Genomic DNA, 15,382 nt, shown 5'->3' with positions numbered 1-15,382 from the left:
TAATGTAAAATGATACAATAATTGTATGGACGAATTGTTAATGATAGGGGGCTGCTTATGTTAACCGTAAAAGAAGTTCTAAATCGAAAATACTTTGAATCAGCGAAGGTCGTCGCAGGTCAAACTGGCTTAAGCCATGCGATCAAATGGATTCATATATTGGAAGTTACCGATGTGAAGCAGCTGATAAAAGGAAATGAGCTCATTCTGACAACGGGCGTCATTTTAAAAGATAATGAACAAGGCTTTCTGAATTTTGTAAGGCAGCTTAATGAATTAAATGTAGCCGGGCTGTGTATTGAGTTAGGTATGTACATTCAAACGATTCCAGAAAGTGTCATTAAACTGGCGGATCAACTGGATTTTCCGCTCATCGTTTTTCAGGAAATTGTCCCGTTTGTCGGCATTACGCAAGATTTGCATACAGCGATCATTCATCAGCAATACGATATTTTAAGGCAGCTCGAAGATTACTCCCAGAAGATTAACAACTATGTTCTGAAGGTGAATGACAAAGTAAAGATTTTGCAGTATATGCAAAAGTATTTGAATGTGGATATTTATTTTGATGTGAAAAAAGGAACAAGTCTCGCAATCCCGGATAAAAAGATTGAAAATTGCAAAAAGTATATTGATCGTTTAGGTAGTAAACATAAAGCGAAGATTGAAGTGAATTTATTTGACCAGTTGTACGGTACTGTCTATATATACTCCGAAAAAAGAGAAATGACGGAGTTGGATTTGCTCATTTTGGACCGCACTGTTGTCACACTGTCACAGTTTATTTTAAGAGATTTATATATTGAAGAAAAACTCGAAAGCGAAAACCGAAAGTTCTTTGAAAAGTGGCTTGAAGGTGAAAACAGCGATGATGAGCTGCTTTATTTTATCGAGGAAATTGATCAGAAGTTGAAGCATAACGGCTGGATGGTTATGATTCATCAGCTCAGAAGGAAAAATGCGAAAAAAGATTTAACGAATTACAAAATCAATCTTCGTCAGGCATTGCAGAAGGAAGGGTTTTACACATTTATTGTCGAGCAGTCCCAATATTTGATTTTCATTGTAAACGATCTGGCGCAAGGGGCTACGTATAAAGAACGGATGAACCGCGTGATGAATGAGATGATCCAGCAAAATAAACAGGACATGCTTATTGCAGTTGGAAAATATGTTTCGCATTACAATGAATTGAAAGAAAGCTATCAAACAGCGCAGGAAACCCTTCAGATCAGGATGAAACATATGGAGCATTCATATTTCTACGATGAACTGGTGCTGTACCATATGGTGAAAGTTCTGCAAAACAACAGCAGTCTTATGCAGGCGGCGAAGGAAAAAATCGAAAAGCTCAGCCAGTATGACAGCAAGCACAATGCGAATCTGATCCAAACGCTTGATGTGTATTTTCAGTGTAACGGACTAAAAAAGGAAACAGCCGAAAAACTGTTCATCGTCCGCCAAACCCTTTATCACCGCCTGGAAAAGGTGGAGCAGATCATCGGCAATGATTTTATGAAATACGAAAACCGTCTCTGCCTGGAAATCATGCTACTCATGACAAAGCATAATTATTATGAAGGTGTGAAGGTTTAGGTGCCGTGATTTAGAAAGCTCTTTGACCTAAATGTGAAATCGAGGCGAACATCCATTTTACACTATGTATAATGCCCTTAATCTTCCAATAAGCGAAAATAGAAATAGAGTTTAGGAATGTAGGAGGGAAATGCATGAGCCAATATGTAGAGTATAACTGGAAAGCAAATGACGAAAAACATGTATGGCACTCGATGAAGCCTTATAACCCGGAAGCAACATTTATCGTTGAACGAGCGGAAGGTGCTTGGCTGACAGACATCGATGGCAATAAATATTTGGATGCAATGGCAGGGCTTTGGTGTACGAATATTGGTTATGGTCGTAAGGAAATTGCTGACACAGCTTACGAGCAAATGCTTAAGAATTCATATACACCGCTGACGAATGGGCACACACCAGCAATTTTACTGAGCCAGAAAATCAGTGAGCTGCTTGGTGACGAATATGTCGTCTTCTATTCGAACAGCGGATCGGAAGCAAATGAAGTGGCGTTTAAAGTGGCAAGACAATATCATCAGCAAAAAGGTGATACGAACCGCTATAAAATCATTTCCCGCTACCGTGCTTATCATGGAAGTTCAATGGGCGCGTTGGCAGCGACAGGCCAAGCGCAGCGCAAATATAAATACGAGCCGCTTGCACCGGGCTTTTTACATGTGGCACCACCTGATCAGTACCGGAATCCGGAAGAGGCGGTAAACGGCGATGCTAAAACATTGCCTAGTGTGAAAAACATCGACCAGGTGATGACTTGGGAAATGTCAGAAACGATCGCCGCGGTTATTATGGAGCCGATTATTACAGGTGGCGGTGTCATTGTACCGAATGAAGATTACTTGAAAGGCGTAAAGGAAGTGTGCGAGAAACACGGTGCGCTCTTAATCGTTGACGAGGTAATCTGTGGTTTCGGACGTACAGGTACAGCGTTCGGCTTCCAAAACTATGGCATTAAGCCGGATATTGTGACGATGGCTAAAGGGCTGACAAGTGCTTACATGCCATTATCAGCAACTGCAATCCGTCGCGAAATTTACGAGCAGTTTGTTGCGAATGGGGACTATGAATTTTTCCGTCATATTAATACATTTGGCGGGTCACCGGTCGCATGTGCAGTTGCATTGAAAAACATTGAAATTATGGAGCGCGAAAATTTATTCGAGCAATCCGTTGTACTCGGAGAATCGCTTAAGCGCACATTAAAAGAAAATTTAGAGGATCATCCTTTCGTGGGCGATATTCGCGGCAAAGGATTATTGATCGGTATTGAGCTTGTTGAAAATAAGGAAACGAAAACACCGCTTGATGTTGAGCGCGTAAATGCAGTGATTGCCTACTGTAAGAAGAAGGGCGTCATTATCGGCAAAAATGGTGTAACGGTAGCGAACTTCAACAATATATTAACGCTGTCACCGCCGCTTTCAATTTCATTGGAGGAAAAGGACCTGATTGCCAATACAGTGATTGAAGCAGTGAACAGTATTAAATAAAGGGGGATCTTCATAATGACAGAAGCAGTTTCGGTAAAAAAGTTAACACATTTTATCAATGGTGAATTGGTCGAAGGGAAGAGCAACAACTATTCGAAAGTTTATAACCCGACGACAGGCGAAGTAATTGCCGAAGTTCCGATTGCGACAGCTGAAGAAACACGTGAAGCCATTGCAGCAGCAAAAGCGGCTTTCCCGGCATGGCGTGATCTGTCTGTTGCGAAGCGTGCGGAAGTATTGATGCGTTTCCGATTTTTACTGACAGAAAATATGGATCAGCTATTGGATATTATTTGTACGGAGAGCGGGAAAACGTTGGAGGATGCGCGCGGTGAAGTGACACGTGCATTGGAATCGGTTGACTTGGCAATCGGTGCACCTCATTTAGTGAAAGGGGAATATTCGGTAAATGTAGGTGGTCAAATTAATGCCTACTCTGCGAAGTACCCTTTAGGTGTTGTTGCGGCTATCTCGCCATTCAATTTCCCGATCATGGTGCCGTTAGCGCAAACATCGATGGCGGTCGCTGTAGGGAACGCGGTTATTTTAAAAGCATCAGAAAAGGTGCCGATGACTTCGCTGTTTGTCAGTGAACTATGGAAAAAAGCAGGATTGCCGGACGGGATCTGGACAGTAGTAAACGGCAGTAAAGATGCAGTAAATGAGCTGCTGGAAAACCCGACTGTTCAAGCGATTTCATTTGTCGGTTCGACACCTGTTGCGAAATATATTTACGAAACGGGTTCGAAATACGGTAAGCGCGTTACGGCTTTAGGCGGCGGGAAAAATAATATGGTTGTTATGCCGGACGCTGATTTAGAGCAAGTGGCGAACGCGTTTATCGGTGCAGCATATGGCGCGGCTTCCCAACGTTGTATGGCGATTTCTACAATTATGCCGGTTGGTGAAGAGACGGCTGATCGACTTGTGGCGATTTTGAAAGAGAAAATCAGCAACTTAAAAGTGGGCAGCTATAAAGAAGAGGGGACGGATTTTGGTCCTGTTATTTCAAAAGAGTCGAAAGAGAATATTTTGAAAGCAATCGATTTAGCTGAACGTCAAGGTGCGACAGTTGTAGTGGACGGCCGCGAACTGGATATCGTGAAAAACTCGGAAGGCTTCTTCGTAGGTCCGACATTACTGGACAATATTACGAAGGAGATGGAAATTTTCGATGAGGAAGTTTTCGGTCCGGCTCGTAATGTCGTGCGTGTAAACTCGCTTGCGGAAGCGATTGATTTCATTAACGGTCAGGATCTGGCGAATGGGGTCACGATCTTCACGAACGACGGTGCGGCAGCGCGCAAGTTTACAACGGAGATTGATGTAGGTATGGTCGGCGTCAATGTGCCGATTCCAATCCCTGTCGGCTATCATAACTTTGCCGGCTTTAAAGGTTCGCGCTTTGGTGAAGGGCATATGTTTGGTCCGGATCAGGCCAGATTCTTTACGAAAACGAAAACGGTATCGGAACGCTGGCCAGACACAACAGAAACGACAGCATCGACATTCGCTTTCCCTAGCAACAACTAAAATCTATGCAGAAACAGCCTGATTCCAGATATGGGGTTAGGCTGTTTTTTTATTGGAATAGTGGTGGCGGATATTAGAAGAAGTTCGTCGGTAATGCGGTTTGCGGAAGCGGGTTAAGGCTCGGGTAGAGGCAGGGCTATATTTTATTAGAACATTTGTTATGAATATTAGAAGAAGTAATCCGCTTATTAGAACAGTTCGCGTATTTATTAGAAGATAAGATGGTAAGGGGGTTGGTGGATGCTGATCTAGACCGGTGAGTAAGCAGATTTATAGTTTTATTAGAACATTGACGGCGGATATTAGAAGAAACGCGATGGATATTTGAAGATCGGAAGGGGATATTAGAACATTGCATATACATATTAAAACAATAGAACGATATATTAGAAAATCCAACTTTTATTAGAACAAACAAAAATATATTAGAATATCCTCACAATATATTAGAAAAATTATGAAAGAACCTCAATCTTATTAGATACCCGACAAAAACAATACATTATGTTAGAAAAACTTACATAAAAATAGTATATTTCCTTACAACTTTTAACCTTTTGTCTAAAATATTTACGGAAAAAATTACCTTTTGTATATTAAATTTAGTCAAAATATTCAGTAAAGTTATGTATATGAAGCAATCGCAAGGATTTTAGCAACGGAAAATATTTATTTAAATTTTTTCTGTTATTTAGATATTATGTTACTAATTGTTACATATAATACTATATATTAAATTATATGCTTAAAAACTAGTAAATATTCTCAAAAGTTAGTAGTACTAGGACGCACTTTGGTTTTTCATTTTTTCAATAGAAATTACTAGAAAACTAGGAGGGTTTATATGAAAAAGATTATTACTGGGGGAACAATTGTTACTGCTGCGGATACGTTTAAAGGGGATGTGCTGATTGAGGATGGGATCATCACTCAAATTGCAGTAAAAATAGATGATGCGGAAGCGGAAATTATTGATGCAACAGGAAAGCTTTTATTCCCGGGTGGTATTGACCCTCATACCCATCTCGATATGCCGTTCAACAACACGGTAACAGATGATGACTGGCAATCAGGAACAATTGCTGCAGCATACGGAGGAACAACGACAATTATCGATTTCTGTATTAGTGCGGGCTCACCGACATTAATGGATGCGATCGATACGTGGCACGGCAAAGCAAAAGATAAAGCCGTAATCGACTATGGTTTCCACTTAATGATCGGTGATTTAAATGAACAGCGCCTGCAGGAATTACCGGAAGCATTGGAACGAGGCGGGATCAGCTCGATTAAAGTATTCCTTGCTTATGCGAAGGAATTCCAGGCGACGGATCGTACATTATTCCAGGCGTTTAAAGTCGGGAAGAAGCTTGGCGCAACAGTTATGGTCCATTGCGAAAACGGATCGGTTATCGATGAATTAGTAGAAGAAGCGAAAGCGAATGGTCAGACGGAGCCGATTTATCATGCGCTTACTCGTCCGCCTGAAGTAGAAGGGGAAGCGACGAAACGTGCGATTGAGTTGGCAAACTTGGCTGGAGCGCAATTATATGTCGTGCATGTTACGTGTAAAGAAGCGGTCGATGAAATCATTTCTGCACGTAATAAAGGCTACAACGTGTTAGGTGAAACTTGTCCGCCGTATTTAGTGCTTGACCAGACAGCATTGGAAAAGCCGAACTTTGAAGGTGCGAAATATGTATGGTCTCCGCCGTTACGTCCTGTGGAGCATCAGGAAGTATTGTGGAATGCATTGAAGGCGAAGCAGCTGCAAACGATTGGTTCAGACCAATGTTCATTCAGCTTCAACGGCAAGAAAACATTAGGGAAGAACGACTTCTCGAAAATTCCGAATGGCGGGCCGTTTATTGAAGACCGTTTCTCTGTACTTTATTCAGAAGGTGTTGCAAAAGGGCGCATTACGGAAAACGAGTTTGTTGATATGATTTCAACGCAGTCTGCGAAGATTTTTGGGCTATTCCCTCAAAAAGGAACAATCGCGGTTGGTTCGGATGCGGATATCGTATTATTCGATCCGACAGTAAAACGTACAATCTCTGCGGAAACACATCATATGAATGTGGACTATAACGCATTTGAAGGGCTGGAAGTGACGGGCGAGCCGACAAGTGTGCTCGTGCGTGGTGAATATGTCATTCAAGATAAAAAATTCGTCGGACAGCTTGGAAGTGGCAAGTATATCCGTCGTGAAGTAAAGGGTTCCACTAAAGTAACTTCATAACAAGGTCAATTACGATTTTGCGTAATTGCGTCCGGATTCGTGGGTCAGTCAGCCTTTGTCGCACGACGCGTCGATTTAGGCTGACGTCAATTCCATTAAAAAATCTGTGACATCCACCGGGGCTTATCTTCATTCAGTGGGTGGTTGGGAAATCGGCTGGATGAAGATATCAATAGCTAAAAGTAATAACAAATCAAACTGGAGAGGGTTGTTATGAAATGAGCAATAGTTTAGCGAAGAACTTTGAAGAGATATTTGATGGTTTAACAACATACGCGGCAACTGTTGAAGCGAATCGTTGTTTGTATTGCTATGATCCACCTTGTGTAAAGGCATGTCCAACGAGCATTAATATTCCGAGCTTTATCAAGAAAATTGCTTCGAATAATATGAAAGGTTCTGCTCGTGTCATTATGGAATCAAATCCGGTTGGCGCAAGCTGTGCGCGTGTTTGTCCAACGATCGAGCTTTGTGAGGGGGCTTGTGTGTTGAATAGTGAAGAAAAACCGATTCAAATTGGTCATCTTCAACGCTATGCAACGGACTGGCTGCGTGAGTCGAATGTCAATCTGTTTACGCCACAACCTGCAAACAGCAAGAAAGTCGCGATTATCGGAAGCGGGCCGGCAGGATTATCTGCTGCACGTGAACTGGCATTGCTAGGGTACGGAGTGACGATTTTCGAAGCAGATGAAAAAGCGGGTGGCCTGAATTACTACGGCATCGTTTCATTCCGTCTGCCGCAAGATGTTGTGGAGTGGGAAGTGCAGCAAGTACAAAACCTTGGTGTTGAAATTAAAACGAGCACGAAGATCGGCGAAGATGTATTAGTTGATGAACTGCTTGAAAACTATGACCGCATCATTGTAGCGGTTGGTATGGGCAAAGTACCGATGCTTGGCGTTGAGGGCGAAAATTTGGACGGTGTGTATGATGCGATTGATTTTGTAAAGGAATCAAAATCTTCGTTCACTGATCGCGTGCTGGGCAAAAAAGTGCTAGTTATCGGTGCGGGTAATACAGCGATTGATGCAGCGACATGTTCTGTAAGATTGGGTGCTGAGCAGGTGCAAATCGTTTACCGTCGTACATCAAACGAAATGACGGCATATGATTTTGAATTTGATTTTGCGAAGCAGGATGGTGTTGAATTTAAATGGCTGACATTACCGAAACGCATTATTGGCGATGACAACGGTAAAGTAATCGGGATGGAATGCATCAAAATGAAACTGACGGATATCGAAAATGGAAAAGGGACATTAATGGAGATTCCTGGTTCTGAATTTGTGATTGAGGCGGATGCGGTGATTCGGGCGATCGGCCAAACGAAGCAGTATGAGCTGATTGAGCATTTAGGATTGGCTAATACACGCGGTGTGATTGATGTGGATCACAACAGCCTGAAAACATCAAATCCGAAAATTTACGCTTGCGGTGATGTGATTTACGGTAACGGGTACGGTGAGGCGACAGTTGTATCGGCGGCGCAGCAGGGCAAAGATTCGGCTTACGCGATTCATTATGAACTAAACGCAAATTCAGAAATTGCATAGGGGGAATTGAAATGGCAGATTTACGAATAGATTTTGCTGGTATTAAGTCACCTAATCCTTTTTGGCTGGCATCGGCACCACCGACAAACTCCGGCTATCAAGTGCAGCGTGCATTTGAAGCGGGGTGGGGCGGCGCTGTATGGAAAACGTTGGGGGACCCTATTTTAAACGTTTCCTCACGTTTTGCTGCTGTTAGTTTTAACGGTCAAAAAGTAGCGGGTTTCAACAATATTGAGCTCATCACAGACCGACCGCTGGAAGTAAACTTAAAGGAAATTTATGAAACGAAAAAGCGATTCCCGAATCATACGATTATCGCTTCGTTAATGGTGGAGCCGAAAGCTGAAAAATGGCATGAAATCGTGAAAAGAGTCCAGGATGTTGGGGTAGATGGCTTCGAATTAAACTTCGGCTGCCCACATGGTATGGCGGAACGTGGCATGGGAGCCGCTTCGGGTCAAGTGCCTGACCTGGTGGAAAAGCAGACCTATTGGGCAAAAGAATATGCTGAAGTACCGGTTATCGTCAAACTGACACCGAATATTACGGATATTACTGTAACGGCGGAAGCAGCTGTGCGCGGCGGTGCTGATGCGATTAGTATGATCAACACAATCAATAGTTTGGCGGGCGTTGATCTGAACTCTTGGAACACAATTCCGCATGTTGGCAATAAAGGAGCACACGGAGGTTATTGCGGACCGGCCGTGAAACCAATTGCACTGAACATGGTGGGCGAGTGTGCAAGAAGTCCGTATATCAATTTACCGATTTCCGGAATTGGCGGTATTTCAAACTGGCAGGACGCTGCTGAGTTCATCTTAATGGGTTCTACTAGTGTGCAAGTTTGTACGGCGGCAATGCACCATGGCTTCAGTATTGTTGAAGATATGATCGATGGTTTAAGCAACTATTTAGACGATAAAGGCTTAACATCGGTTATGGATTTAGTCGGCAAAACAGTACCGAAATATTCGGATTGGGGAGATTTAGACTTAAATTATAAAGTTGTTGCAGAGATCAATAATGATGTTTGCATTAACTGTAATAAATGCCATATTGCCTGTGAAGATACGTCCCACCAATGTATCGATCTGTATACAGAAGATGGCCGTCCAATGCTGAAAGTGCGCGAGGAAGACTGCGTAGGCTGTAATTTATGTTCGATTGTCTGTCCGGCAGAAGGTGCAATTACGATGAAGGAACTTGTTCCGACACAACCGCCGATGACGTGGAATGAAAGACAGAAACTAATTGCAGGATTTGCTCCAAGCAGTTCAAGTATTGCGAGGTAGTTGGCAAAATTTTTTTAAAGGAATGGATATCAGTCTAACAGCGTCGCATTGTATGACAACGGGTGACTGCCCCACGTCCTCTGTAAAACCAAAAAACTGAATAAAGAGAGGTGTAGCGATGTCAGACAGAAAAGACACAAATAGTAACTATTTAAAATCACCAGATTTACTTCCTGTCACACACGAAAACCGCAGTATTAGTATGATGGGCTTTGGCGTCATCTGGGTTGGGATGGCCATCGTACTTGCGGCATTTGCGATCGGTGCAGGAGGAATTGTTAATCTAAGTATGCCGATGCTCATCATGGCGACATTGGTCGGCTCGATTCTAATCGGGATTTTCATGGTCGTCATCGGGGATATCGGTGTTGAACACGGATTATCGTTTCCTGTTTATATGCGTGCTCCGTTCGGAACAATCGGCACGCACTTCCCGTCATTTGCCCGTGCGTTTACAGCATCGTGCTGGTTCGGGATCAACACGTATTTCGGGGCATTGGCGATCAACGGTATTCTGAACATTCTGGTCGGCTTTGACAACTGGTTTATCTGCTTCCTAGTATTTGCGACGTTGCAGTTGTTCAACGTATCACTGGGGATTAAATCAATTGAACGTTTCGCGGATTTCGCTGCACCTGTCATTATCTTTATTTCAATTTGGATGTATTTGCAATTATCTGCTGAAGCGAAAGAGCAAGGCAAAGCGGTATGGTCATGGGTGGAAGCACCGCAAACAGGTTTTGAACAGTTTACGGCATTCATGGTAGTCGCTACTGCAATCATGGGCTTCTGGGCTACATTGGCTGCAGATATGCCGACACTTTCTCGTCACTTCAAAGCGCCTAAAAATGAGCGTAACTGGTTCAAACGAAATAAAACACAATTACTAGGTTCACTAATAGTTCAGCCGATTTTCAATACACTGATGATCGTCATTGGTGCGGTTTGTTATATGTCGACTGGTTCTGGTGACCCGATCAACGCACTTCAGCAAGCGGCGGGCGGTGTTGTCCTAGTGATGCTGTTATCGATGATCGTATTGGCTCAATGGTCGACAAATACTTCTGCGAACGTTATTCCGGCTGCGACGATTTTCTCGAATATCGGCGGACCGAAAGTACCATTCTGGGTTGGTGTAGTCATTGCCGGTATTGTCGGAACACTTGTTCAGCCTTGGAGTTTGTTCGATATTTTAAATAGCGTTCTGCTCGTTGTCGGCGGTATCCTTTCTTCGATTGTTGGGATTTTATTCGCCGACTATTACTTGCTCCGTAAGCGTCGAGTAAATGTAAAGGACCTTTATGAGGTGGAAGGGCAATATCGTTATTTAAAAGGTGTCAATGTAGCGGGAATTATTGCTTGGGTGCTTGGCGGTCTGATCGCGAATATTTGGCCATCGTTCTCTTCACTTATCGGCTTCTTTGTAGGGGCAGCAATCTATTATGTGCTGGCGAAATATTGGTGGTTCAAGAAGTATCCGCAAGCTGAAATCGTAAACCCGAGCGATGATGAATATTTAGGTATTACAGCAGGACGCAGCTGGGAAATTGACGCTGTTCCAGAACCGATTGGTGTAGAGCAAACAGCTTCCACAGATTAAATGTAAATGAGGTGCGATCATGTCAGAATTTCAGTTTGTAGAAAAAGAAATTCAGCAAATTAATGAACTGCTCGCTGAAGACTATATTATTAAAACGATCGATGAGAATCTGGAAGGAGCTTTCGTTACGTTTATCAATCCAGCAACTCATGAGGAGCGTTTACTGCATATTAAAATGGCAGACACAAGAAAATATTTCTCCAGTAAATTATTGGAACAATTAAGCAGTTGAAAATTTAAAGTGGCAGGCGCATTTCCTTACGGGATGCGCTTTTTTTATTTCATAAAATTAAACCGGAAAATTAATAACAAAGGCATATTTCGACATGGAAATACATATTGTGAAGAAGAACAAGTGGATGCACCAGTTGAATCCAGAAAAATTTCTGATTGAAGTGGAGGGTTTTTATGGGTGATGGGAAAGGCACATTTCAGAAATGGAGGAAGAAAGTCAACAAGAAGGTGACAACGCTTAGCAGTAAAACGTCTTTTGCGGTCGACCGGTCCAAACTGCGAAAACAAATCAATGGAATTGAAGAAGAAATCAGAGTGCTGAAACAGCAAATCGGGGAAATCGTCAACTTGAACCGCAACAGCCTGTTTTCAGTCAGCATGGTGAATTATCAGCTCGCGCAAATTGAGGCGAAAGAAAATACGATTGCGCAGCTGGAAAGAGATATTGAAGAATTAAATGAACTGAGTAAATTAGCGGGTGTCGAAGAGGAGGAAATATTGCCCGATCTGAAAGCAAAGCAAACGATTGACGATATTACGGCGTCCTATATATATAATTGCGCCAACTGTAATGAAGTCTACGATGAACCAAAAAAGTTTTGCGAGGAGTGTGGTTACAGCATGGATTAAAGTGGGCTGAAGGAATTTGGCCTTTAGCTCAAGGTGCAGGGGGTGAGCTGGCTAACGAGAAGCGATACTATAAGTCACCTTAAAGGAGCGATCATAAGAAAATATACAGGGTTTTACATGAAGAGTTCCACTAGATCTTTCGGTGAAATTACCATCTTATGAGAATTGCACAGCTTGTAAAAAAAGATGTTTTAATAAAATTCCATAACATTTAGCACAAACACTGATTTAATAGCGTTTGTGCTTTTTTTGATTGTTCATTAATCCGCATTAGACCTTGAAAGGGTATAATGGTTAAACTCTTGCTGAATCAGTTCCCAATAGTATTGATCGTCATAAAGCATCAATAATTGATGAGCTTTTTCTAGGGGATTTGCGCCTGCTTTTTCCTGTAAATTCGCTCTACAAATGGCTTCTCTTGAATAATGAAGAGACAAAATTGTATAACTCATGTTCTTTTTATCAGTTCGAAGTGATTCTTCGATTATTGCAAGTGCCTTTGCATAATCTTTATTTTTTATAAGTATCAGGGAGAGGTTAATTTTAAATGCGATTTTTAGTCTTTCAGCATCCTGAAAATCTTTATACATATTCAGTCTAGTTAATACTGTTTGTGTAAATTCAATCGCGATATCTGCAGGAAATAAAAATAAAATGGTATTGATTATGCGGATATCATTTAAATACCACTGTTCGTATTTTGACATCTCTTTCCAAATAGGCTCCACAATATTTCGGGCTACATCTATACTTTTTGTATCATGAAGTTGTATAAATGCCTCACATATCAGGTAGATTTCCTCTATATCCTCGTCACGCTGCTCTTGTAAAAAGTTGACGGTTTGTTGTTTTAATTTATGTAAACTCGCGATGTGATTGTAATCTAAAGAAAATAGCGTGTGAATCAGTTTTTGCTTCCGTCCGTAATTATAGTCATTCCGAATATAATCAAACTCTTCCGCTGAAATATTCAAGCGGTGAAGTAATTGAAGGTAGATACTCGCGTCTACATCCCTTATTCCAGCCTCAAACTTAGAATAGGTACTTTGAGAAATTATATTGCTTGCCACTTCCACTTGGCTATATGTTTTATTCTTTCTTATGCTTTTTAAATCATTACCTAAATTCATACCTATCCCCCCAATGAAGTATTCCATATGGAATAATATGTCGTATAGTACAGTATATCCTTTATAGTAGCTATTAGAAAGAATGGGAGGTTGATCAAAATGATTATAAAATACTTGGATCGTTACGCAATTTCGGTAAGTCTATTCGTATTGTTATTAGTCCTTTCTCCAGTATTTACTGGCTTTTTTTCTAGTAATATTATTCCATATGCTTTTGCAGCAACTGTATTAAGTGGGTCGAGCTTTTTCTTTGAATACTTATTCAACAAAGCCGGAAATGAAAGGCAAGAGAAAGGCAAGAAAATGTATTTTTATGTTATTCCAGCAAATATGATAATTTTTGTGGGTATTGTTTTACTCTTATTTAATTAATTAGTGCGATAAAAAAGCCGGCCATAAAGAACCGTAAAGATTCTTTAAGCCAGCTTTTTCTAAGCAGGATATCCTGCCATTACTTACGATGTTCTACAAGGTCAATTGCTCCTAATACAATATGGGCAAGACCGAAACCGAAAATGGTATTGGCAAGCATCTTGTTCGTACCGATTTTTTGTTTCATTGCATACCCTGTTGCAGTGACAGCTGATCCAAGTACAGTCGGAATTAAACCTTCACGAATATTTTTCATAAAAGCCCCTCCTTCATCGTAGTAGGTGAAACGTGCACCGTTCCTATTGTTTGTATTTCTGCGTGAAATATTTATTGTAAATATTGGATAAATTATTTGAAAATTGAAACTATACGATGATTCGTTCATATAGTTTATTGGGCATACTAGTTAGGCATATTTTTCGCTTGATCTGCTTTGCCATACATATTGAGCATTGCGCTCATGTCCTGTGGAGATAGTTGTGGCACTTGATAATAGCCTTTTTTGTTTTGGTACAATGAAATTTCATAGGCCATTTCAATGCAGTTTGGTACTGAATCTTGTAGCACACGACGTACTACCGGGTTTGTGCTTTCTAAAGCAGCACCTGTTTTTCCTGTAGCCCCAGCTTTATGGCAGCTGAGCAAGAAACCTGAAATAATGCCATCATTAATTTCACTTGCCGAAGTGATCGGCTTTTTCGGCTCACCTGGTTTTAAGCCGTAAATAGTATCGTTGCCCATATTCATATTGTAGGTGCGTGTAGGATGTTTTGGATCATGACCTGTTTTAAAGGCCTCCACAGTAATATTATACTCATCAAGCATAAACGCATACTGGCGATCCATAATAGAAAGAAGCTCGCTATCTTGAACTTGGTCGCGAAGTAAAACATATTGGTTTAATCCGCCGATCATAGCGCTTAGTACTTCATGAACATCCAGAAGTTCATGGGCACCATGATTTGTTGAAAGGGGCATTTGATTGTCTTGAGATTGAGATGATTGGGTATACATTAATAAAAACCTCCATAGTAAGAAATTTCGTACGCTCTTATTGTGGAAACGAACCGTAATTTTATACGCTAATTTTAAAAAAGAGAGGATGGGGCAAATGTTAAAAAAAAATGAACGAGGCAGTGCCGTATTGGTCGCCCTTATTGCAATTGTTGCGTTGATCGTCATTGCGGCAATGCTTGTCGTGCCAAAATACAACAAACTGGTAACAGGTGAAGAAACGGTGGACGCAGCATGGGCGCAAGTCGAAAACCAGCTGCAACGTCGATTTGATTTAGTGCCGAACTTAGTAAATACGGTTAAAGGCTATGCCGAACATGAGGAAGAAATTTTCACACAGATTGCAGATGCCCGAACACAATACGGGAATGCCAATACAGTAGAAGAAACGGCGGACGCAAATAATGAGCTGTCTTCTGCATTAGCCCGTTTACTTGTTGTAGTTGAAAACTATCCGAATTTAAAAGCGGATGTACAATTTACACGATTAATGGATGAACTGGCAGGGACGGAAAATCGCTTAACGGTAGCGCGTAAAGATTACAATGACACGGTTCAGCAGTTTAATAATGACGTTCGCCGCTTCCCAGGAAACTTAATCGCGGGCATGTTCAGTTTTGATCAAAAAGACTACTTCGAAATTAAAGAAGGTGTTGAAGAAGCACCGGCTGTCGATTTTGGCGATTAATA

14 protein-coding genes are annotated in these 15,382 nt (G+C 41.5%); 11 read left to right on the top strand and 3 right to left on the bottom strand.

Annotation, left to right across the window (positions count from 1 at the left end):
- Positions 1–57: 57 nt before the first annotated feature.
- The 9 genes from M3166_RS13240 to M3166_RS13200 all read left to right on the top strand — a co-directional run bounded on the left by M3166_RS13240 (position 58) and on the right by M3166_RS13200 (position 12,176).
- Positions 58–1,596: a PucR family transcriptional regulator gene (locus M3166_RS13240; RefSeq protein ID WP_251690316.1), complete on the top strand. Its 1,539-nt coding sequence runs from the start codon at positions 58–60 to the stop codon at positions 1,594–1,596.
- Positions 1,597–1,730: 134 nt separating this feature from the next.
- Positions 1,731–3,086 carry an aspartate aminotransferase family protein gene (locus tag M3166_RS13235; RefSeq protein ID WP_251690314.1) on the top strand — a complete coding sequence of 452 codons (1,356 nt, stop codon included), beginning with the start codon at positions 1,731–1,733 and terminating at the stop codon, positions 3,084–3,086.
- A 15-nt stretch (positions 3,087–3,101) separates the two neighbouring features.
- Complete coding sequence (locus M3166_RS13230) at positions 3,102–4,619, top strand: CoA-acylating methylmalonate-semialdehyde dehydrogenase (protein ID WP_251690313.1); 1,518 nt, start codon at positions 3,102–3,104, stop codon at positions 4,617–4,619.
- 844 nt (positions 4,620–5,463) lie between these two features.
- Complete coding sequence (hydA, locus tag M3166_RS13225) at positions 5,464–6,861, top strand: dihydropyrimidinase (protein ID WP_251690312.1); 1,398 nt, start codon at positions 5,464–5,466, stop codon at positions 6,859–6,861.
- A gap of 218 nt (positions 6,862–7,079) precedes the next feature.
- A complete protein-coding gene (locus M3166_RS13220; RefSeq protein WP_251690310.1) occupies positions 7,080–8,417 on the top strand; it encodes an NAD(P)-dependent oxidoreductase in 1,338 nt (445 codons plus the stop codon).
- Between the two features lie 11 nt (positions 8,418–8,428).
- Positions 8,429–9,712 carry an NAD-dependent dihydropyrimidine dehydrogenase subunit PreA gene (preA, locus tag M3166_RS13215; protein ID WP_251690309.1) on the top strand — a complete coding sequence of 428 codons (1,284 nt, stop codon included), beginning with the start codon at positions 8,429–8,431 and terminating at the stop codon, positions 9,710–9,712.
- Positions 9,713–9,830: 118 nt separating this feature from the next.
- Positions 9,831–11,312, top strand: a complete 1,482-nt coding sequence (locus tag M3166_RS13210; protein ID WP_251690308.1) for an NCS1 family transporter — start codon at positions 9,831–9,833, stop codon at positions 11,310–11,312.
- Between the two features lie 19 nt (positions 11,313–11,331).
- Complete coding sequence (locus M3166_RS13205; protein WP_251690306.1) at positions 11,332–11,544, top strand: hypothetical protein; 213 nt, start codon at positions 11,332–11,334, stop codon at positions 11,542–11,544.
- Between the two features lie 176 nt (positions 11,545–11,720).
- Positions 11,721–12,176 (top strand): nucleotide-binding protein, encoded by a 456-nt coding sequence (locus tag M3166_RS13200; RefSeq protein ID WP_251690305.1) that lies wholly within the window; start codon positions 11,721–11,723, stop codon positions 12,174–12,176.
- A gap of 260 nt (positions 12,177–12,436) precedes the next feature.
- Here M3166_RS13200 and M3166_RS13195 read toward each other — a convergent pair whose 3' ends face one another.
- Positions 12,437–13,306: a helix-turn-helix domain-containing protein gene (locus M3166_RS13195; RefSeq protein ID WP_251690304.1), complete on the bottom strand. Its 870-nt coding sequence runs from the start codon at positions 13,304–13,306 to the stop codon at positions 12,437–12,439.
- Between the two features lie 99 nt (positions 13,307–13,405).
- On the opposite strand from M3166_RS13195, the gene M3166_RS13190 reads away from it, so the two are divergent.
- Entirely contained in the window at positions 13,406–13,678 is a 273-nt protein-coding gene (locus M3166_RS13190; protein WP_251690303.1) for a hypothetical protein, read from the top strand.
- A gap of 79 nt (positions 13,679–13,757) precedes the next feature.
- Here M3166_RS13190 and M3166_RS13185 read toward each other — a convergent pair whose 3' ends face one another.
- Both M3166_RS13185 and M3166_RS13180 read right to left on the bottom strand, forming a co-directional pair.
- A complete protein-coding gene (locus tag M3166_RS13185) occupies positions 13,758–13,934 on the bottom strand; it encodes a hypothetical protein (protein WP_008406370.1) in 177 nt (58 codons plus the stop codon).
- Between the two features lie 146 nt (positions 13,935–14,080).
- Entirely contained in the window at positions 14,081–14,692 is a 612-nt protein-coding gene (locus M3166_RS13180; protein WP_008406368.1) for a spore coat protein, read from the bottom strand.
- A gap of 97 nt (positions 14,693–14,789) precedes the next feature.
- Here M3166_RS13180 and M3166_RS13175 point away from each other — a divergent pair, with 97 nt between their 5' ends.
- The gene (locus M3166_RS13175; RefSeq protein WP_251690302.1) at positions 14,790–15,380 is read left to right on the top strand and encodes a LemA family protein; all 591 of its coding nucleotides are present in this window, start codon (positions 14,790–14,792) and stop codon (positions 15,378–15,380) included.
- The last annotated feature ends 2 nt before the right edge of the window (positions 15,381–15,382 follow it).

Source organism: Solibacillus isronensis (assembly GCF_023715405.1).
Lineage (GTDB): Bacteria > Bacillota > Bacilli > Bacillales_A > Planococcaceae > Solibacillus > Solibacillus isronensis_B.
The sequence above is the reverse complement of the archived record's forward strand: the minus strand, read 5'-3'. Positions and strand labels throughout refer to the sequence as shown.